The 19,361-nt window shown below is 63.3% G+C and carries 15 protein-coding genes, 1 tRNA gene and 1 pseudogene; 8 read left to right on the forward strand and 9 right to left on the reverse strand.

From position 1 onward, the window contains the following. Nucleotides 1-96: 96 nt before the first annotated feature. The 3 genes from ftsH to ybgF all read right to left on the reverse strand — a co-directional run bounded on the left by ftsH (nt 97) and on the right by ybgF (nt 4,362). Nucleotides 97-2,025: an ATP-dependent zinc metalloprotease FtsH gene (ftsH, locus tag BM177_RS00905; RefSeq protein ID WP_091676080.1), complete on the reverse strand. Its 1,929-nt coding sequence runs from the start codon at nt 2,023-2,025 to the stop codon at nt 97-99. A 136-nt stretch (nt 2,026-2,161) separates the two neighbouring features. Next, nucleotides 2,162-3,223, reverse strand: a complete 1,062-nt coding sequence (tilS, locus tag BM177_RS00910) for a tRNA lysidine(34) synthetase TilS (RefSeq protein WP_091676083.1) — start codon at nt 3,221-3,223, stop codon at nt 2,162-2,164. Then, nucleotides 3,217-4,362, reverse strand: a complete 1,146-nt coding sequence (gene ybgF / locus BM177_RS00915) for a tol-pal system protein YbgF (RefSeq protein WP_175492446.1) — start codon at nt 4,360-4,362, stop codon at nt 3,217-3,219. Before ybgF ends, tilS begins: the two co-directional genes overlap by 7 nt. Before the next feature lie 340 nt (nt 4,363-4,702). Here ybgF and glmM point away from each other — a divergent pair, with 340 nt between their 5' ends. Further along, nucleotides 4,703-6,052 (forward strand): phosphoglucosamine mutase, encoded by a 1,350-nt coding sequence (gene glmM / locus BM177_RS00925; protein WP_091676093.1) that lies wholly within the window; start codon nt 4,703-4,705, stop codon nt 6,050-6,052. A gap of 42 nt (nt 6,053-6,094) precedes the next feature. On the opposite strand, the gene BM177_RS00930 is transcribed toward glmM, so the two are convergent. The 3 genes from BM177_RS00930 to BM177_RS00940 all read right to left on the reverse strand — a co-directional run bounded on the left by BM177_RS00930 (nt 6,095) and on the right by BM177_RS00940 (nt 9,039). Further along, on the reverse strand, nt 6,095-6,346 hold the full coding sequence (locus BM177_RS00930) for a hypothetical protein (protein WP_091676097.1): 252 nt from the start codon (nt 6,344-6,346) through the stop codon (nt 6,095-6,097). Nucleotides 6,347-6,475: 129 nt separating this feature from the next. After that, nucleotides 6,476-6,712: a cysteine rich repeat-containing protein gene (locus BM177_RS19390; RefSeq protein WP_139223465.1), complete on the reverse strand. Its 237-nt coding sequence runs from the start codon at nt 6,710-6,712 to the stop codon at nt 6,476-6,478. Nucleotides 6,713-6,837: 125 nt separating this feature from the next. Next, nucleotides 6,838-9,039, reverse strand: a complete 2,202-nt coding sequence (locus tag BM177_RS00940) for a CHASE3 domain-containing protein (RefSeq protein WP_175492447.1) — start codon at nt 9,037-9,039, stop codon at nt 6,838-6,840. Nucleotides 9,040-9,265: 226 nt separating this feature from the next. On the opposite strand from BM177_RS00940, the gene BM177_RS00945 reads away from it, so the two are divergent. The 7 genes and pseudogenes from BM177_RS00945 to BM177_RS00970 all read left to right on the forward strand — a co-directional run bounded on the left by BM177_RS00945 (nt 9,266) and on the right by BM177_RS00970 (nt 14,884). Next, the gene (locus BM177_RS00945; RefSeq protein WP_091676106.1) at nt 9,266-10,057 is read left to right on the forward strand and encodes a HesA/MoeB/ThiF family protein; all 792 of its coding nucleotides are present in this window, start codon (nt 9,266-9,268) and stop codon (nt 10,055-10,057) included. 241 nt (nt 10,058-10,298) lie between these two features. After that, a pseudogene (locus BM177_RS20450) lies at nt 10,299-10,514 on the forward strand (histidine kinase); the annotation flags it as partial. Between the two features lie 116 nt (nt 10,515-10,630). Beyond that, complete coding sequence (locus tag BM177_RS20455) at nt 10,631-11,263, forward strand: sensor histidine kinase (protein WP_244532054.1); 633 nt, start codon at nt 10,631-10,633, stop codon at nt 11,261-11,263. A gap of 121 nt (nt 11,264-11,384) precedes the next feature. Continuing rightward, entirely contained in the window at nt 11,385-12,779 is a 1,395-nt protein-coding gene (locus BM177_RS00955) for a cytochrome ubiquinol oxidase subunit I (protein WP_091676109.1), read from the forward strand. Continuing rightward, entirely contained in the window at nt 12,779-13,792 is a 1,014-nt protein-coding gene (cydB, locus tag BM177_RS00960) for a cytochrome d ubiquinol oxidase subunit II (protein ID WP_091677351.1), read from the forward strand. Before BM177_RS00955 ends, cydB begins: the two co-directional genes overlap by 1 nt. 143 nt (nt 13,793-13,935) lie before the next feature. Beyond that, nucleotides 13,936-14,009, forward strand: a tRNA-Gln gene (locus BM177_RS00965). 407 nt (nt 14,010-14,416) lie between these two features. Further along, nucleotides 14,417-14,884 carry an Lrp/AsnC family transcriptional regulator gene (locus tag BM177_RS00970; RefSeq protein WP_091677355.1) on the forward strand — a complete coding sequence of 156 codons (468 nt, stop codon included), beginning with the start codon at nt 14,417-14,419 and terminating at the stop codon, nt 14,882-14,884. Between the two features lie 136 nt (nt 14,885-15,020). Here the strand turns inward: BM177_RS00970 and BM177_RS00975 are convergent, their stop codons facing one another. From BM177_RS00975 to BM177_RS00985, 3 genes are all read right to left on the reverse strand, one after another. Next, nucleotides 15,021-17,375: a family 2A encapsulin nanocompartment cargo protein cysteine desulfurase gene (locus BM177_RS00975; RefSeq protein WP_091676112.1), complete on the reverse strand. Its 2,355-nt coding sequence runs from the start codon at nt 17,373-17,375 to the stop codon at nt 15,021-15,023. Beyond that, the gene (locus BM177_RS00980; protein WP_091676116.1) at nt 17,362-18,303 is read right to left on the reverse strand and encodes a family 2A encapsulin nanocompartment shell protein; all 942 of its coding nucleotides are present in this window, start codon (nt 18,301-18,303) and stop codon (nt 17,362-17,364) included. The genes BM177_RS00975 and BM177_RS00980 overlap by 14 nt, the downstream gene beginning before the upstream one ends. Before the next feature lie 288 nt (nt 18,304-18,591). After that, on the reverse strand, nt 18,592-19,323 hold the full coding sequence (locus BM177_RS00985) for an outer membrane protein (RefSeq protein ID WP_091676119.1): 732 nt from the start codon (nt 19,321-19,323) through the stop codon (nt 18,592-18,594). Between the last annotated feature and the right edge of the window lie 38 nt (nt 19,324-19,361).

The following is a 19,361-nucleotide window of genomic DNA, read 5'->3' on the forward strand; positions in this document are numbered from 1 at the left end:
AATCCGGAAGTCGCGCGCCCTTTCGATTTGGATCGATCAGCGGGGCGAGGACCTATCTGAAGCCATCGCCGCGCGCTGCGTCTTTGAGGGGCCGGCCTAGACCTGGGGCTGCGGCTCGAGGCCGCCCGCCTCCGGGCCTGCCTTGGGGCGAGGCGCGGCGCCTGTCGTCGGCACGGGCGAGCCCCGCGTCGTAGACGAATCGTCGCCGGTGTCGCGAACCGGACGGCGTCCTTGCAGGAGGCCGAGGATCTCGTCGCCCGAAAGCGTCTCGTATTCGAGGAGGCCCTTCGCGAGGGTCTCGAGATCGCCGCGCTTTTCGGTGATGATGCGCCTTGCCTCGGCGAGGCCCATTTCGACGAGTCTGCGAACCTCGGAATCGATCTTCCGCGCCGTTTCCTCCGAAATGGTCTGCTGCTTGCCCATCGAATAGCCGAGGAAGACCTCCTGCTGGTTTTCGCCATACATGACCGTTCCGAGTTCCTCGGAGAAGCCCCAGCGGGTCACCATCGCGCGGGCGAGATTGGTCGCCTGCTCGATATCCGACTGGGCGCCGGAGGTGATCTGGTCCTTGCCGAAAATCTGCTCTTCGGCCACGCGGCCGCCCATGCAGACGGCGAGGCGCGAGGTCATCTGTTCGTAGCTCGTCGACAGTTTGTCGCGTTCGGGAAGCTGCATGACCATGCCGAGGGCGCGGCCGCGCGGGATGATCGTCGCCTTGTGAACCGGGTCGGTCGCCGGAACATTCAGCGCGACGATCGCATGACCGCCTTCGTGATAGGCGGTCAGCGCCTTTTCCTGCTCGGTCATCACCATGGTGCGGCGTTCCGCGCCCATCATGATTTTGTCCTTCGAATCCTCGAACTCGGCCATGGTGACGACGCGCTTACCGCGGCGCGCCGCCAGAAGCGCGGCCTCGTTGACGAGGTTCATGAGGTCGGCGCCCGAGAAGCCCGGCGTTCCGCGAGCGACGGTGCGAAGCTCGACGTCAGGGGCGAGCGGCACCTTGCGGACATGGACCTTCAGGATGCGCTCGCGGCCGACGACGTCGGGATTCGGCACCGTGATCTGACGATCGAAACGGCCTGGACGCAGCAGGGCGGGGTCGAGAACGTCGGGACGGTTGGTCGCGGCGATGAGGATGATGCTTTCGTTGGCCTCGAACCCGTCCATCTCGACGAGCAACTGGTTCAATGTCTGCTCGCGCTCGTCGTTGCCGCCGCCGAGTCCGGCGCCGCGATGACGGCCGACAGCGTCGATTTCATCGATGAAGATGATGCAGGGCGAGTTTTTCTTGGCCTGCTCGAACATATCCCGGACGCGGCTCGCGCCGACGCCGACGAACATTTCGACGAAATCTGAACCCGAGATCGTGAAGAAAGGCACATTGGCTTCGCCGGCGATGGCGCGCGCCAGCAAGGTCTTGCCGGTGCCAGGAGGTCCGATCAGAAGAACGCCGCGCGGGATCCGGCCGCCGAGCCGCTGAAACCTCTGCGGATCGCGCAGAAATTCGACGATTTCCTGCAGGTCTTCCTTCGCTTCGTCGACGCCGGCGACGTCCTCGAACGTCACTCGTCCATGCGCCTCGGTCAGGAGTTTTGCTTTCGACTTGCCAAATCCCATGGCGCGGCCGCCCGCGCCCTGCATCTGACGGGAGAGGAAAATCCAGACGCCGATGATCGCGATGAGCGGAAGCCCGTTGACGAGCAGGGTCAAGAGCCAGCTGTTTCCATCGGACGGAGGCCGCGCGGAAATCGACACGTTCTTCTTATAAAGGCTCTGGACAAGCGTCGGATCGTTCGGCGCGTAGGTCGTAAAGGCCCTGTTGTCGGTGAAATGACCCGTAATCTCGTTTCCGGAGATCGTGACCTCGCGGACGTGGCCCTGGTCGACTTCGTTCAAGAGCTGGCTGAACGCGATGTCCTGGGCCGGAGCGCGCTGTCCAGGATTCTGAAACAGCATAACGAGCGCGACGACGAGTAGAATGATGATTACCCAAAGGGCAAAATTTCGGAAATTAGGGTTCATTGTCGTTCCCGCTACGGGCCTTCGGGCCACAAGATCGGCCACCCGTGAATGATTACCGCCCATTGTCGGCCAGGCGTTTTAGGTAATGTAGGCGTGGACTTCAGTCTTGCCAAGTGCAGGGCGAGAGCGGAGCTTTTTACTTCCTGCACTCATTCCCGGGGGGTGTTTCCGGCGGGCGGCGGCGCAAAGCCTCCGCGCGAATGGTCAGGACAGCGTCCGCGCTCAACCGCAGCGCGGCGCCGCCCAATGTCGCCGCGAAAGGCGTCTCGAGTCGGATCGCCCGCAGCAGTCCGTCCGTCAGCGCTTCCAGCCTGTCGAGCCGCAGCGGCCGCGCCCCGCCGGCGGCGGCGCGAATCTCAAGAGCGAGCAGGCGCAGGACGATTTCCTCGGGCTCCCTCGCAAGACTCGATGCGTCGGCGTGAAACAGCCCAGGTTCGCGTCGGGCGGGCAAGGCCGCCCGGACCTCTCCGGTCCGACCGGCGAGGGCCTGCTCGGCCCGCGCGGCGCGACGGCCAAGGCGCAGCAACGCGGTCCGGTCGAGACCTTCTGGCGCGAGGCGTTCGGCGAGCATGCGAAGGCCGGTCCTGGCGAAGGCGGGGTTCTGATTCGACGGATCGCTGATGAAAGGATGCGATTTGCTTTCGCAGACCGCGAGGAGATCCGCCTTGGCGAGGCCGAGAAGGGGCCGCGAGAGGATGAATCCGCCGCGCTCGCGGGCGATCGCCATGCCGGCGAGCCCGGAGAGTCCGCTCCCGCGCAACAGCCGGAACAGGATCGTCTCGGCCTGATCGTCGGCGTGGTGCCCTGTCGCGACAACGTCGGCGCCGATCCTCGCGGCGTGGGAAAACAGCAAGCCGTAGCGGGCCTCGCGCGCCAGCTCCTGAAGTCGCGCGGCCGGCTTGGCGTCCTCCCAAACCAGAATCTCGTGCGGCAGCCCGAGCGCGCCGGCCCAGCGCGCCGCCGTTTCGGCCTCGACGCGCGACGCCGGCCGCAGGGCGTGATCGACCGTCGCGACTTCGAGCGCCGGAAGGGCGCCCGCGCGAGCGCGCGCCCAATCCGCGGCGAGCAGCATCAACGCCACGGAATCAGGCCCGCCGGACACTGCGAGAAGGATTTTGCGTGCCCGCTCCCAATCCTGAAAGAGCCGCCCGGCCAGAGCTTCGCCGCCCTTGTGGATTTTGGCCAGCGCATTCAGCATTGAGCCCGTTTCGCCTCCCGCTCAGCTCCAGCCTTGATCGCCGCGGAGGCGGCGGGATATTTCCGGTTGATTTCGCCGAAGGTCGCGCAGGCCTGTTCCTTGGCGCCGAGCGAATAAAGCGATTGACCGAGGCGGAGCATGGCCTCTGGCGCGCGCGGCGCGTTGGCGTATTGGGTTGAAAACTTCAGATATTGCTCCGCCGCTTCGCGCTGACGGCCGCGCTGAAAAAATGTTTCACCCAGATAATAGACCGCGTCGGGCGCCATTTTGGATTTGGCGTTTTTCTGGAGAAAGGCGGCGAAGCCTTTTTCGGCGTTTTCATATTGCTTCTGCCGATAAAAGCCGATCGCGGCGTCGAATTCCGCCTTGACCGGATTTGGCGGCGCGGTCACGTCGCCCGGCCCGCCCGGGGCGGTCAACGCCGCAATCGGATCCGCGCTGGCCGCCGCCCGTCCCGTCGATGATGAGGAGGCCCCCGGCGTGGAAGCCTCGCGCGAGAGCCGGCCGCCGGTCAGGTCGAGCGGCGCGTCGGCGTCGCCCGTGAGGGCCGACCCCGTTCCGAGGGCGCGGGGCGCGCCAGGCGCGGCCGGTTCTTTCGAGGGATCGAACGCATCGCTGCGGCGCGTGCGCACAGGCGGCGCGGCGTCCGGCTCGACCGAATCCTCGCCGAGGTCCGTGCGTTTCGGCAACGGTTTGGACGCGGGCGCTGCGGGCGCCGCCCCCCGCGCGCCGCCATCCTGAAAGCGGAAATCGACATCTTCCTGGAATTTCCGCAGCTGTTCCTCGATCCGGCGGGCGCCGAACTGAAGCTGCTCGATTTGCCCGTTGATCTGACGCATTTGATTTTCGAGCCGGTCGATGCGCACCAGCAGGCCGGCCGAATCCTGCTGCGGTCGTTGAGAGGGCGTCTCGCGATAAGGCGTCTCGGTCCCGACGTCCGCGGGGGGATAGCCGTAGTTTTGCGCAAGGCTCTGGTTGGCTTGCGCCAATTTCGCGAGCGCCGCGTCGGTCTCGACCGTCAGCCGGTCGAGACGGGCCGCGGGGAAGTCCGCAGACTGCCCGCGCGCGCCGGCGAAGCCCGATCCGAACAAGAGAATCGCAGCCAAGGCGGCGCGCAAAGGATCTCGAAGAAGCGTCATGGCGAACAATCCTGGAGGTCTGCTCAAAATACGGGGAACCATAAATGAAAGATCCAAAATGAACGATTTATGCGGCGGAATTCATAAGGGTTTAGGACGCTTTTTTGAGGGCTGAAAGCCCGGGCGCCGCCCCGGACCGTTCATTGGTTCGAGAACCTCGTCCGGAATCTCGACGAGGACCGCGCGGTCCTCGGGGGGCGCCAATCCGCCCAAGCTGGGCGAATCCGGCGCGGGCGGCCTTTCAATTTTCACAATTGCGCCGTTCATCATACATAAATGCAGCGGGTAGATTTTTGCAGGTTGTTATTGCTATACTCTTGGCTGCAAGGATAATCGATTTATGGTTCGCAAGCATTTCGGAACGGATGGAATAAGAGGCCTCGCCAATGTGGCGATCACGCCTGAACTCGCTTTGAAGGTCGCCCAGGCCGCCGGCGTGGTTTTCCAGCGGGGCGAACATCGCCACCGCGTCGTGATCGGAAAAGACACGCGGCTTTCGAGCTATATGATCGAAAATGCGATGGTGGCGGGGTTCACGTCGGTCGGAACCGACGCGCTTTTGCTCGGCCCGATGCCGACTCCGGCGGTGGCGATGCTGACGCATTCCATGCGGGCCGATCTCGGCGTCATGATCTCGGCGTCCCACAACCGGTTCGAGGACAACGGCATCAAGCTGTTCGGGCCCGACGGCTTCAAGCTGTCCGACGAAATCGAAGCGCAGATCGAGACCATGCTGGCCAAGGATTTCGCGCTGAAACTGGCGAAGCCCGCCGACCTCGGGCGGGCGATGAGGGTCGAGGGCGACCGCGCCCGCTACATCGAATTCGCCAAGCGCACGCTGACGCGCAATCTGACCCTCGACGGACTTCGCGTGGTGGTGGATTGCGCCAATGGCGCCGCCTACAAGGTCGCGCCCGAAGCCCTTTGGGAGCTGGGCGCGGAAGTGTTTTCGATCGGCGTCGAGCCCGATGGGTTCAATATCAATCGGGACGTGGGCTCGACCTCGCCGCAGGCCCTCGTCAAAAAGGTCCGCGAAATGCGCGCGGACATCGGCATCGCCCTCGACGGAGACGCGGACAGGGTTCTGATCGTTGACGAAATGGGCAAGATCATCGACGGCGATCAATTGATGGCGGCGGTGGCCCAGCGCTGGAAGGAAGAGGGCCGGCTCGCAAAGCCGGGCATCGTCGCGACGGTGATGTCGAATCTCGGGCTCGAGCGCTACCTTGAGGGGATCAACCTGTCGCTCGCCCGAACGGCGGTCGGCGACCGCTACGTGCTCGAACATATGCGCCAGCACGGCTACAATCTGGGCGGCGAGCAATCCGGGCATCTGATCTTGTCGGATTATTGCACGACCGGCGACGGTCTCGTCGCGGCCCTGCAATTGCTGGCGATCGTGAAGCACGAATCGAAGCCGGTGAGCCAGGTCTGCCGCAAGTTCGAGGCGCTGCCTCAGGTGCTGAAGAATGTGAAGGTCACGACCGGCAAACCGCTGGAGGACGCCCGCGTCGCCCGCGCCATTGAATCCGGCGCAGCCCGGCTCGGCAATTCCGGACGCCTTGTGATCCGCGCCTCCGGAACCGAGCCGGTGATCCGGGTGATGGGCGAGGGCGATAATCTCGATCTCGTCGAACGGGTCGTCGATGACGTTTGCGACGCGCTCGCCGAATCGGCGCAGGCGGCTTAAAGCGCCGTCCCGCATTATTGGTCGAGAGCTAGGCGGTCTGGACTAGCTTTTGTGGTGATGGTGATGTTTGCTGGCGTGCGAGGAGCTGGGCGCGACGACCGCGCGGCACGCCGGGCTGATATTGGCCTTGTAGGTGACCAGACACGCATGGATTTTCCCGTGATCGGGAATATAGGGGCCGCAAAGACGCATGGCGTCGTCCTGGCAGGCGGCCTGCTCCTTTTGATAACTGGCGCAAAGCGCGCCCGAGGTCATCAGCAGCGAGGCGAGAACGGCGGTCACAGCGCGCTTCATTGGCGTTTTCCCTTATAATTCCAATATCGATTCTGATCGACGCAAGCCTGAGAACACGCGCCGGAATCGTGACCGTGAAGCGGAATTCGGCGAGGGTGTCAAGTCGCGCGCTGTCGTCCCGCCATGAACTCAAGGGTTCTTGCGAACGCGGACCGGCCGGAACATCGCGCGGCATTGCGGGCTGAGCGCCTTGATCTGCCGTTCAAGACAAGCCTGCACCTGCGCTTCATCGGGTATGGCGTCGCTGCAAAGACGATAGGCGTCTTCCTGGCAGGCGGCTTGCCGGTCGGCGTGGAGATCGGCGAACGCGGAGCCGCAAAACGGCAGCGAGGCGACAACGAGAGCGAACCAAAATTTTCCGGGCATCTTTATTCAGTTTCCTTGTTGCGGCGAGAGTTTCGTTGCGGCGATGGCGTCGCGGCCATGATTTAGCTCAAACGGGGACCGGACGCCAATCGAAGGACGCAGCAAAGCCCGAGCCGGACGCTTGATTATTCTCCCGGCCCTCCGGCCTTCACGCGCGCGGCGGCGGCCATCCCGGACTCGGCGTCAAGCACACGACGAAGCTTCGCCGCAAGGCGGTCGAGAGTGTAGGGCTTGCTGATGAGTTCGACCCCCGGATCGAGCCGGCCATTGTGAACGATTGCGTTCTCGGTGTACCCGGAGGTGAACAGAACCTTCAGTCCGGGGATCATCGCGCGGGCGAGTTCGGCGAGCTTCCGGCCGCCGATCGGCCCCGGCATGACGACGTCGGTGAACAGAAGGTCGATTTTCGTCCCCTCCTCCAGGATTTTCAGGGCTTCCGACCCTCCCGCCGCCGTCAGCACGTTATAGCCAAGGCTTTCGAGCATGGCGGCGACGGTGGCGCGGACGATTTCATCGTCGTCCGCGAGCAGCACCGTTTCGGCGGCGCTTGAAGCGAAGGCGCCGGGCTCGATTGGACGCGCCACGGCCTGTCCGTCGCTGCGGGGCAGGTACAGCTTCACGGTCGTGCCTTCCCCCGCTTCGCTGTAAATCTTGATGTGGCCGCCCGACTGCTTGACGAAACCGTAGACCTGAGGGAGGCCAAGTCCGGTGCCTTCGCCGACCGGCTTTGTCGTAAAGAAAGGGTCCAGAGCGCGGGACTTGGTCGCTTCGTCCATGCCAAGGCCGGTGTCGGTGATCGCGAACATCACATATTGACCAGGTTCGACCTCGGCGTGGCGCGCGGCGTAGGAATCGTCGAGCGAAGCGTTAACGGCTTCGATCGTCAGCTTACCCCCATCGGGCATCGCGTCGCGGGCGTTGATCGCGAGGTTCAGGACGGCGGACTGAAACTGGGCTGGATCGACGATCGTGTTCCACAACCCACCCGAGGAGATGCATTCGACCTCGATCGTTTCTCCGACAGCGCGCAGAACAAGAGGCAAAATCTCGGTCATCAACGGGCCGACCGCGACGACCTCCGGCTGCAAGGGTTGACGCCGGGCGAACGCGAGAAGCTGTTTCGTCAGCCTTGCGCCGCGCTCCGCCGCGAGCATCGTCATCTCGATGCGTTCCAGCGCCTTGGAATTGCCGCCGACCGCCTCGCGCAGCATGCCGACGCAGCCGATCACGATCGTCAGCAGATTGTTGAAATCATGCGCGACGCCGCCGGTCATCTGGCCCAGCGCCTGGAGCTTGCCGGTCTGAAGAAGCATTTCGTCGGCGCGCCGCCGTTCGGTGACGTCGAGCAAGGTGGTGATGGAGCTGTCGCCCGCGAGAGGATTATGGAAAATTTCCAGGCGCCGGGCGTCCGTGGTCTTGCGCTCGACGAGAACCGCGCGCGCGGCGCGGCGCCCCTCCTCGCGAAGACTGACGATTTTTGCGCCGACCTCCGCCGCGGCCGGATGCGTTATCGGGTCGAACACCAGATTCGCTCCACGGGCGAGCGCGTCTGGAGCGATTCCCAGAATTCGCGTAAACGCCGCGTTCCAGGCGAGCAAGCGATCGTCCGCGTCGAAGGTCGCGACGCCCTCCCTGACGCTGTCGAGGGTGGCGAGCAGAATACGTTCGGATGACGCCGCCTTGCGATAGGCGTGCGACAAAAACCATGCGCCGGCGAGGAGAGCGAGGGCGGCGACCACGCCGCCCTCGATCGACGTCGCGGTGATCTGACGTTCAGCGGCTTCTGATCTCTCCAGCCCTTTTTGAAGCCGCCCGGCGGCGGCCTCCTGAATTTGCTTGAGGAGGGTCTCGATCTCGATCATCGTCTCGCGTCCGACATCCGTTTCGACGATAGCCTTGGCCGCCTCGTATCCCTGCTCGCGTCGCGCTTTGATCGTCGCCACGAGTTCGTCCACTTTGGCCTCAGTCGTCGTTTGCAGCTCGGCGAGCCGCCGTTGCTGGCCCGGTTTGTCGAGCGTTTCGCGGCGCAGTTCGGCGAAGAGTCGGGGGATCGCTTGTCTCGCCCGCTCATAGGGTTCGAGATATTTGTCGCTTCCGGTGATCAAAAAACCCCGCTGGCCGCTCTCGGCGTCACGGACCGCGCTATCGATCGCGTCGGTGAGCTCCATCACCTTCAGCCGCTGCGCCATCTCGGTCCGCGCGGCTTTCGCCTCCGGCGCGTTGCGGCACACTTGCAAGAACCCGATCAGGGCCAGGAAGGCGAGCGGCACGAGCATCAGCGCGAGCGCAATGGAGGCCTCGACGCGCCCGCTTAATCGCCTGTTCATGCGGGCAGACTCCTGCGCGGCGGCGGGCCTCGCCATCCTCGCCTGGGGCAGGTTTTCGCCGCACGGTTTTTGCAGGTTGATTGTTGTGGCAAACTCTTGATCCCGGCGTCCGCACGCAGCGGCGGTTTTTTTCTCGCAGAGAGGCCCCCTCGCCGGTAAACAGGCAATCGCGGCCACGCCACGCAAGATATACATACGCAAATCGCGCCATGAAGGATCAAAATTCTTGTTCTCCCAAGGCGAAATAGAACGCTACGCGCGCCATATCGTGCTGCATGGCGTGGGCGGTCCCGGCCAGCAAAAGCTCAACCGCGCCCGGGTTCTCGTCGTCGGCGCGGGCGGGCTCGGCTCGCCGCTGATCCAGTATCTGGCCGCGGCCGGCGTCGGCGAGATCGGCGTCGCCGACGATGACAGCGTCTCGTTGTCCAATCTGCAGCGCCAGGTCCTGCACGGGACGGGCGACATCGGTCGAAGCAAGGTGGAGAGCGCCGCCGCGGCGGTGGAGCGGCTCAATCCCCATGTCAAGGTCACGCCGCACTTTATGAGGCTCACGGCCGGCAACGCGCGCGGTCTCGTCGAAGCCTATGACGTCATCGCCGACGGGTCAGACAATTTTGCGACGCGCTATCTCGTCTCCGACGCCTGCTTTCACGCTAGACGTCCGCTCGTCACCGCCGCGGTCGGCGCGTTCGACGGATCGCTGACGGTTCTGCGGCCCTATGAGGCGGGCGCCGATGGCCGGCCTAATCCGACCTATCGCTGTCTGTTTCCCGAAACGCCGCCCGAGGGCGCGTCGCCGCCCTGTTCCGAGGCCGGTGTGCTCGGCGCCCTGACCGGTGTGCTCGGCTCGCTGATGGCCCTCGAAGTGATGCGCGAAATCGTCGGCTTCGGTGAAAGCCAGGTCGGCAAGCTGCTTCTCGTCGACGCGCTCCTGATGCGGTTCGAAACGCTGCGCTATGGCTGGGACCCGAACAATCCCCTGAACGGCGATAAGACGGAAGTTGGCCCAATCACTTAGTTAACGGGCTTTTGGCGGTGTCTTGAGCGCTTGATTTCATTATTGGACGACCTTAGGTTTCGTCGTAATTTTCAATAGAATCATGGGACCGAAAGTGAGATAAGGTCGGACGCGGTCATGGCCGCGATCGAGGCTTTCCGTGACTACCCTTTTTAAGACCATCGAAGATCCGGGTACGCTTGCGCAAGCGATCGTGGACACGATTCGCGAGCCGTTGCTTGTGCTTGGAGACGACCTGTGCGTGCTCGCCGTCAGCCGCTCCTATTGTCTCATGTTCGAGGTCGCGAGTTCTAACGTTCTGGGTCAGTCGCTTTACGCCCTGGGCGACGGTCAGTGGCGCATTCCTGATCTTGGCGCGCTTTTGGAAAAAGTCCTCCGGGAACATATCCCCGCAGAGTGTTTTGAGGTCGAGCACGAGTTTCCGAGGATTGGCCGTCGCACGATGCTGCTGAATGCGCGCGAGGTGTTCTACGACCATTCCGCGCGCACCACTCTTTTGCTGGCGTTCGAGGATGTCACCGCACTGCGGGCCGCCGATCGTGAGAAAGATGAGTTTTTGCGACGCACGGAAGAATTGATCCAGCAAAAAGACGTGTTGCTCCGCGAAATGGAGCACCGCGTCGGAAACAGCCTTCAGATCATCGCCAGCATCCTAATGTTGAAAGCGCGTACCGTACCTCAGACGAGACCCGTCTGCATCTTCAGGACGTGCATCGACGCGTAATGGCGGTGGCGGCGGTACAGCAGCATCTGCACATTTCCGAGCGTCATGATCAGATCGACATCAAGCCTTATCTTTCGGGGCTTTGCGAAAGCTTGGCGGCGTCTATGATCGGCGCAAGCCGGTCGGTCTCGCTGCAGGTTCGGATCAACGGCGGAAAAGCCGAGTACTCAAAGGCGGTCAGCCTTGGTCTTGTCGTCACAGAGCTTGTGATTAATGCATTGAAGCACGCTTTTCCGAAGGAAAAGCCGGACTGTCAAGTTGTCGTCAGTTATCAGACCCATAATGAGAATTGGACTCTCGTCGTTTCTGACAACGGGGCCGGAAAGCAGGAAGTCGTTGCAGATCTTGCGAAGGGCGGCCTCGGCACGTCCCTGGTCAAAGCGCTCGCGCAGCAGCTTGACGCAAAGGTCGAGGTCTTGAGCGGCCCAGGCGGCGTGAAGGCATCACTCACGCATGTCTCGCAAGCGTCCCTGCCCGCATAGCCGATCTGTTTGCCGCCGACGCTCGATCGCCAGAGCGATTCTCTGGCGGGTCATCCGGGCGTCTTCCGGGACAGGTCCTTCCGGGATAGGTCATTGGGGCTGGGCGCACTGAGGGAAAGCCATGGATCTCGACGCCACCTTGCTCAGCCGGATTCAGTTCGGTTTCACGATCACGTTCCACATTATCTTTCCCGCCTTCACCATCGGCCTCTCGGCGTTCATCGCCGTCTTGCTCGCGCGATGGATGATCACCAGGGACGACCGCTTCCGCGATCTCGCCTCGTTCTGGACCAAGATTTTCGCCGTCTCCTTCGCGATGGGCGTGGTGTCGGGTCTTGTCCTCTCCTATGAATTCGGGACCAACTGGAGCGGCTTCTCACGGGTCGTCGGCAATGTCCTTGGGCCCCTGCTTGCCTATGAAGTGCTGACCGCGTTTTTTCTCGAGGCCAGCTTTCTCGGCATCATGCTGTTTGGCCGGAACCGCGTCCCGCCCTGGCTGCATCTGACCGCCGCGATCATCGTTTCGATCGGCACCGCGACGTCGGCCTTCTGGATTCTGTCGGCCAATTCCTGGATGCAATATCCGGCCGGGTACGAATTGAGGAACGGGATCGCCTTCCCGCTCGATTGGAAGGACGTCGTGTTCAACCCGACGTTTCCGTTGCGTTTCGCCCATATGCTGACGGCCGCCTATCTCACGACGTCGATCGTCGTGCTCGCCGTCGGCGCGCGCTTCGCGCTCGCCGGTAAATTCCCCGATCATTCGAAAACGATGCTGCGGATGGGCCTCGGACTCGCCGTGATTCTCGCGCCGCTGCAAATCTTCATCGGTGATCAGCACGGTCTCGTCACGGCGAAATACCAGCCGGCGAAGCTTGCGGCGATCGAAGGTCACTGGGAGGTGGAAAAAGGCGCGCCGCTGGTGCTCTTCGGCTGGCCTGACGAGAAGACCCAATCCAATCTCTACCAGGTCGCGATCCCGCATCTTGGCAGTCTGATCATCACCCACAGCTGGGACGGCGCCTATCCGGGACTGAAGCAGTTCGCCCGCGCCGACCGGCCGCCGGTTCCGCAGGTCTTTTTCGCCTTCCGCATCATGGTCGGCGTCGGCTTTGCGCTCCTTGCGCTCGTCATCTGGGGCGGCGTCCTTGCGTTGAGGGGCGAACTGACGACGAATCGCCTGTTCCTCAAGGTCGCGGCGGTCAGCTGGCCCCTGGGGTTTGTCGCCATCATCTCCGGCTGGATGGTGACCGAGATCGGCCGTCAGCCCTGGATTGCGACCGGGGTGCTGCGCACCGCCGACGCCGCCTCGCCGGTGATCGCGCAAGCGGTGCTGGGATCCCTGATCGGGTTTGTTCTCGTCTATGGAATCGTGTTTTCGACCGGCATCTACGCCATGAACCGGCTGATCAACAAAGGTCCGACGCCCTCGGTCGTCGCGGCGCGGACGGGGACGCCGTCCCGGCCTCTGGCCGCGGGAACAGGCGCGCTTGGCGATTCCGCGGGAGAGGAATGATGACGAACATCGACGACGTTCTGCCGGTGATCTGGACCGGCGTCATCGCGACCGCCGTCGCGATGTATGTGTTTCTCGACGGTTTTGATCTCGGTCTCGGCATCCTGTTCCAGACGACGCGGAGCGAGAGGGCGCGCGACGTCATGATGACTTCGGTCGCGCCGTTCTGGGACGGCAACCAGACCTGGCTCGTGCTCGGCGGCGGCGGCCTGCTGGCGGCGTTTCCGCTCGCCTATTCGATCATCATGCCGGCGCTCTACATCCCGGTGATCATGATGCTGCTCGCCCTGATCCTGCGCGGCGTGTCGTTCGAATTCCGCTGGACCAGCAAACCCAACCACAGCCGCTGGGATTGGGGCTTCTCGATCGGCTCCATCGTCGCGGCTTTTTCGCAGGGGCTGATTTTGGGCGGCCTCCTGAAAGGGATCAAGGTCCAGAACAACATCTTCGCCGGCGGCCCGTTCGACTGGTTTTCGGCCTTCTCGCTGATGTGCGGCTTCGGCCTCATCGCCGGCTACGGCCTGCTCGGCGCCTGCTGGCTGATCATGAAGACCGGAGGCGACGTCCAGCGTCACGCCCGCGCGATGGCGCCCAAATTTCTGATCGCCGTCGCGATCTTCGCCGCGCTGGTCAGCCTCTGGACCCCCCTGCGCTACGCCCATATCGGAGCGCGGTGGTTCTCCACTCCCAATATCTATCTCCTCTGGCCGCTGCCGCTCGCCACGGCGACGCTGATGGTTTCCGTCTGGCGCTGGATCGCGCGCGAGGACGAGTTCAAGCCCTTTTTCGGGGTGATCGGCATTTTTCTCCTCTGCTTTCTCGGGCTGGCGATTTCCTCCTATCCCAATCTCGTTCCGCCCTCGGTCAGTCTGTGGCAGGCCGCGGCCGCGCCGGCCTCTTTGAAAATCATGCTGATCGGCGTCGCGATCATGCTGCCCCTGGTGCTCAGCTACACGGCGTTTTTATACTGGACGTTCCGCGCCAAGGTTCAGGAGGGCGAAACCTACCATTGAGCCGGCAGGCGATTGGGCACGCGAGCGCGCATGCGCGACCCGCATGCGCGTTGACACCGGCGGCGCGAGTATCTAGACCACGCTCGCACGGGACGCGTCGGAGCGGCGCGCCCTGCCCATGGGGCCGCTTGATTCATGCGCCTTGGGGGATAGTTCAACGGTAGAACAGCGGACTCTGACTCCGTCAATCTTGGTTCGAATCCAGGTCCCCCAGCCAAATCACACTTTTAGCCGTTTTGGCGCTCTCGTCCGCCGCGCTGCGGATGTTTCCGCAAGACTGTCAATCGGTTGGAGGGGAGCCGCGGCCGCTTCGCCAAACTTTCGAGCGCGGGCGATTTGTCGCACGATCCGCTGACGCAGAGCGGCGGCCTCGCTTCTACGGCTTCGAATGTTTCGATGACGATTCGCCCGGGGATAGGGTGGGCAGGGGCCGGCCGGGTCACCCTGAACCATTTACGCGAAACATCAGCTGCGCCCGCGCCTCGGCGGACTCAACGCTCCGGGGCGCGGACTGAGGCTTTGGTCGCCGGATACGGGATGGATCCGGCATGAGCGGCGCAATGATTGATAGACATTTATTCTATAAAGTTTATAGTTTGAATGGATATCGGTTTGGACCTTGCCATGAACCACCTGAAACCTCTCGATTCCATGGACAGACGGATCCTGCGCATCGTTCAGCGGGACGCCTCCCTGACGATTTCCGAAATCGCGGCGCAAATCGGCCTGTCTCAAACGCCATGCTGGAAAAGATTGCAGCGGCTCGAGGCTTTGGGCGTCATCAAGAGACGCATCGCCGTGCTCGATCCGAAGAAGCTCGGGCTGGGGCTGACGGTCTTCGTGTCGATTGAGGTCGGGCAGCATTCGGGCGAGGAACTGACCCGATTTGTCGACTGCGTCTCATCCATGGAGGAAATCATGGATGTTTATCGCGTCGCCGGCGATGTCGACTTCGTTCTGCGCGTCGTCGTTCCCGACACCGCGGCCTTCGACGTCGTTTACGGAAAATTGCGCGACCTCATTCCGCTCAAGAACGTGACGTCCCACATCGCGCTCGAAAACATCAAGTCCGAAACCGCTTTCCCGGTTTGAGCGGGCTTCCGCAGTCCATTACGCGGGCGGAGCGCGCTAGAGCGCGTTTTTCACGCAGACGGGACGCGTCAAGCCGGCTGACCGCTGACCTTTGGAACGCGCGCGATCAGGACCGCGCGCGATAGGATTTCTGGATCTAGATCCGGTGAAGGGCGGCGACGAGGCAGTCGATATCGTCGTAGGTATTGTACAGCGCCAGAGACGGCCTCACCGTGGTCTCGAGCCCGAAACGGCGCAGGATCGGCTGCGCGCAATGATGTCCCGCCCGCACGGCGACGCCTTCCCGGTCGAGCGCGGCGCCGACGTCCTCGCTGCGGCAGCCGTCGAGGACAAACGAAACGAGGCCCGCCTTTTCTTTCGCCGTGCCGATGATGCTGAGACCCGGCACGCCAAGGAGGCCGTGGGTGAGGTAGCCGAGCAGTTCATGCTCGTAGGCGGCGATATTGCCCATGCCGATGCGGTCGAGATAGTCGATCGCGGCGCCGAGGCCGACCGCGTCGGCGATATTGCCAGTGCCGGCCTCGAACCGGCCTGGCGGCGGCTGATAGATGGTCTTTTCGAACGTGACGTCGGCGATCATGTTGCCGCCGCCTTGCCAGGGCGGCATCGCGGCGAGAACCTCGGGCTTGCCGTAAAGCGCCCCGATGCCTGTGGGGCCGAAAACCTTGTGGCCCGAAAAAACATAGAAGTCGCAGTCCAGCGCCTGAACGTCGACAGGCATGTGCGACACCGCCTGGGCGCCGTCGACAAGCACGCAGGCGCCATGCCGATGCGCGATCGCGACCATCTCCTGAGCCGGCGTGATCGTTCCCAGCGCGTTGGAGACCTGGGGAAGGGAGACGAGACGCGTCCTTGGTCCGAGCAGCGCGGTGTATTCGTCGAGCAGGATTTGGCCGCTGTCATCCACCGGCGCGACGCGCAGCACGGCGCCGGTTTCGGCGCACAACATCTGCCAGGGCACGATATTGGCGTGATGTTCGAGCCAGGTGACGACGATCTCGTCGCCTTCGCGGATGTTGCGCCTGCCCCAGGTCTTGGCGACGAGATTGATCGCTTCGGTGGCGCCGCGCGTGAAGACGATCTCGTTGGACGATCCGGCGCCGAGAAACCGCCGGACCTTCTCGCGCGAGGCCTCGTAGGCGTCGGTCGAGCGGGCGGCGAGCGCGTGAGCGGCGCGATGGATGTTCGAGTTCTCGGTTTTGTAGAACAGCGCGAGCCGATCGATCACCGCCTGCGGTTTTTGCGTGGTCGCGGCGTTGTCGAGCCAGACGAGGGGCTTGCCGTGAACCTTTTCGCGCAGGATCGGGAAATCGCGCTTGATCGCATGGGCGTCGAAGGCGCGCGCGCCGGAAATGAGTTCGGAGGAAAGCAGCGCGCGCGTTTGCGGAGCCGCCGCGCCGTCAGCGTGGGCGGGCGCCGAGGCGGTCTGCGCGTCGTTGAGGAAATAGAGCGTTTCGCCAGGAACCTGAGAAGGGACGAGGGGAAGCGCGTCGTGCGAAAATCCGGCCGGTCCTGATCGCGAACCAAACGAGGCCGTCTCGCCGAGATCCTGCGGCCTAAGATCGCTTTCGGTTGGGAAATTGTCGCCAAAGGCGGGGCTCTGCTCGAACGAGGGCGCAAGAGCAGGAACTGGCGTAAGAGGAGCTGGCGCAAGAGCAGGAGCAAGTGTGTGAGGCGCGCCAGATTGCGGCGCCTCGTAGGGAAACGAAGGCGCGAAGCCGGCGCCGGATGGCGGCGCGGGAACCGGGCTGAACTGCCCGGGAACCGCAATCGGCGGAAGCGGCGCGGGAGCCGTAGCGCCCTGGCCGAGAAAATAAAGCGCGTCGCCGCCCTGGCCGGACGCAAGATTCAAAGGGATCGACGGTGAAAGCCCTCCCGGAAACCCCGAGGGCCGCGTTGTGGGAACGAAGGATGTGACAGCGCCGAGAGAGTGTGGGATCGCCGCGAGACTGGCTTCGTTCGGGAAGTCCGACGCGGGCGAACCTTTCGACGCAAAGCCTCCCGACCCAAAACCTTGCGGAGAGCCTTGCGGAGAGGCCTGGCCTTTTTCAATGGACGGCCCGGAAAAACCCGCGAGCGGAAGCGGCGATTCGACAGCGCCCGCCGGAAGACCAGTCGCGCCGGTGGCGAGGCCCGCGGCCGGAACATGCTGTGCGGGCGCCTGCGCGGATAGCGTCGGATGACCCGGAAGTTCGGTGACAAAGGGGAGCGATTGCGCACCCGGCGCGCTGGTTGCGGGCGCGGCGGCGGCGGCGCCGATCGCGCCCGGCAGCGACGTCGGCGGCGCCGGGGCGCGCTCCGCCGTCACGATATGATTTGCGAGCGCCTGCGGATCGACGGCCTGCCCAGGCGAACCGTTGAAAAACGCGTTGGCCAGATGCGCGATCAATCCCGGATCAACGACGCCCGGACCCTGGCCGCCCCATTGCGGGGCGGGGGGAGTCGCCACCGGCGCGGTCGCGGCGGCGTGGCGGGGATCAGGTATATTCATGATAGTGACCGACCTCCACGTTCTCCAGCACGCCGAGCGCATCCGGGGTCAGGATAGCCGAAGAGCAGTAGAGCGAGATCAGGTAGGAGGCGATCGCCTTGCGGTTGATGCCCATGAACCGGACCGAGAGGCTGGGGGTCACTTCGCCCGGAACGCCCGGCTGGAACAGGCCGACGACGCCCTGCTTCTTTTCGCCCGTGCGCAGCAGGAGAATGGTCGACGTGCCGCCGCCGTCTGCCGATTCCGCGATCTTGAGTTTGTCGCTGGGAACGAGCGGAATGCCCCGCCAGGTCAGGAAGGGCGTGCCGAACAGGTTGATGGTTGGCGGCGGGACGCCGCGGCGCGTGCACTCGCGTCCGAAGGCCGCGATCGCGCGGGGATGGGAAAGAAAGAAGGCCGGCTCTTTCCAGACGCGCGCGATCAACTCGTCCATATCGTCCGGCGTCGGCGGTCCGCGGCGGGTGGAGATTTTCATGAACGGAGCGGCGTTGGTCAGGATGCCGTAGTCGCCGTTGTAGATGAGTTCGCTTTCCTGACGCTCCTTGACCTTCTCGATCAACAGCCGAAGCTGTTCCTGAATTTGATCATAAGGTTGATTGTAGAGGTCGGACACGCGGGTCTGGACGTCGAGCACCGTCGTCACGGCGTTCAGAAAATACTCCCGCGGCGCAGTCTCATAATCGACGAAGGTTTCCGGCAGGTCGCTGTCGCGGTCCCGGCTGGGACTGCATTCGACGTCGCTGACGCCCTCCGTGTCCTTGACCCGGTTCAGGCGGTAGATGCCGGCCTCGACGGGAACCCAGGGCAGGAACGACACGAGCCAGCGCGGCGTGATGCCGGACCATTGAGCGCGCGTCTTGGTGGCGTTGGCGAGTTGGCGGGCGGCCGGCTCACTCAGCGTGCGGCGAACCTCGACGTCATCAGGCATTGAGAAGACACTCCTTTTCGCGGGCGGATCGGATCAACGCGAACAGGACGCTCTGTAGCATCGGTCGTAGAGAAAATTATTCTTTATTGGTCTATTGAATGATTTTTCAATGCGAGCCAAAATATATACTTTGTAAAATCAACCAATTTAGTCAGGAAGACGTGCGGTCGCCTGTGACACCTTATCTCTCAACAGGGAGGCCTCGGACAATTCCAGGCGATCATTGGGCCAAGCGAGCCCTGGCGGACCCGGAAATCCGCCAGGAAAAGCGCCTCACGGCGCGGCCTGTCAATATTTCGCGACGACGGTGGGCGCGGGCGCGCCGAACTTGTAGCTGAAGCCAACCTGCACCTGGTTTTGCGAGAATTGATGGCTCTGGAAGACATTAGGGAACACGATGGGTCCATCATAATAATAATGGAAATGGGTGTAGCGATATTCGGCGCGCACCGACCAGTTGGCGTCTATGGCGTATTCGACGCCGCCGCCGACGGTCCAGCCGGTGTTCGTCGTTGAAAAGCTGTTGGCGCCGCCAAGGATGTTGTACTGGTTGTGAATCCAGCCGAAATTCACGCCTCCGGTCGCGTAGAGCAGGGTTCGGTCGATGGCGTAGCCGACACGGCCCCGAATCGAGCCCTGGACAGGCGTGTTGATGTTCGAATTGACGTAGGGAACCGGATTAATCGACTGGTGCAGGCTCGTGCCGTTGACGTCGCCTTCGAGACCGAGCACGAATTGATTGATCTGCCAATTATACCCGACATGAGCGCCGCCGATGACGCCCGCAGGCGAGACCGTGCTCGACGCGTTGTTGACCGGGGCGACCGTTACGGAGCCAAGCGGGCCTTGCAACCATAGATTTCCATAGTCCTGCCCCCATCCGTAGCCAATCTGGCCGCCGATGTAGAACCCTGCCCATGTGAAGGCTGGCGGGGGCGGCGCGACCGCGAGGTCCGCCGCGGTGGCGGCGCCGGTCAGCGCAACGGCCGACACGGCGGACAATACAAGTCTTCTCATCATGATCTATCCACTTTCAGATTGTGTGTTGAACAAATCGC

The sequence above is a fragment of the Methylocapsa palsarum genome (assembly GCF_900114285.1).
Lineage (GTDB): Bacteria > Pseudomonadota > Alphaproteobacteria > Rhizobiales > Beijerinckiaceae > Methylocapsa > Methylocapsa palsarum.

Coding starts and splice junctions, on each gene's coding strand:
- ftsH (WP_091676080.1), bottom strand. CDS start 2,025: ATGAACCCTAATTTCCGAAATTTTGCCCTTTGGGTAATCATCATTCTA.
- tilS (WP_091676083.1), bottom strand. CDS start 3,223: ATGCTGAATGCGCTGGCCAAAATCCACAAGGGCGGCGAAGCTCTGGCC.
- ybgF (WP_175492446.1), bottom strand. CDS start 4,362: ATGACGCTTCTTCGAGATCCTTTGCGCGCCGCCTTGGCTGCGATTCTC.
- glmM (WP_091676093.1), top strand. CDS start 4,703: ATGGTTCGCAAGCATTTCGGAACGGATGGAATAAGAGGCCTCGCCAAT.
- BM177_RS00930 (WP_091676097.1), bottom strand. CDS start 6,346: ATGAAGCGCGCTGTGACCGCCGTTCTCGCCTCGCTGCTGATGACCTCG.
- BM177_RS19390 (WP_139223465.1), bottom strand. CDS start 6,712: ATGCCCGGAAAATTTTGGTTCGCTCTCGTTGTCGCCTCGCTGCCGTTT.
- BM177_RS00940 (WP_175492447.1), bottom strand. CDS start 9,039: ATGAACAGGCGATTAAGCGGGCGCGTCGAGGCCTCCATTGCGCTCGCG.
- BM177_RS00955 (WP_091676109.1), top strand. CDS start 11,385: ATGGATCTCGACGCCACCTTGCTCAGCCGGATTCAGTTCGGTTTCACG.
- cydB (WP_091677351.1), top strand. CDS start 12,779: ATGACGAACATCGACGACGTTCTGCCGGTGATCTGGACCGGCGTCATC.
- BM177_RS00970 (WP_091677355.1), top strand. CDS start 14,417: ATGAACCACCTGAAACCTCTCGATTCCATGGACAGACGGATCCTGCGC.
- BM177_RS00975 (WP_091676112.1), bottom strand. CDS start 17,375: ATGAATATACCTGATCCCCGCCACGCCGCCGCGACCGCGCCGGTGGCG.
- BM177_RS00980 (WP_091676116.1), bottom strand. CDS start 18,303: ATGCCTGATGACGTCGAGGTTCGCCGCACGCTGAGTGAGCCGGCCGCC.
- BM177_RS00985 (WP_091676119.1), bottom strand. CDS start 19,323: ATGATGAGAAGACTTGTATTGTCCGCCGTGTCGGCCGTTGCGCTGACC.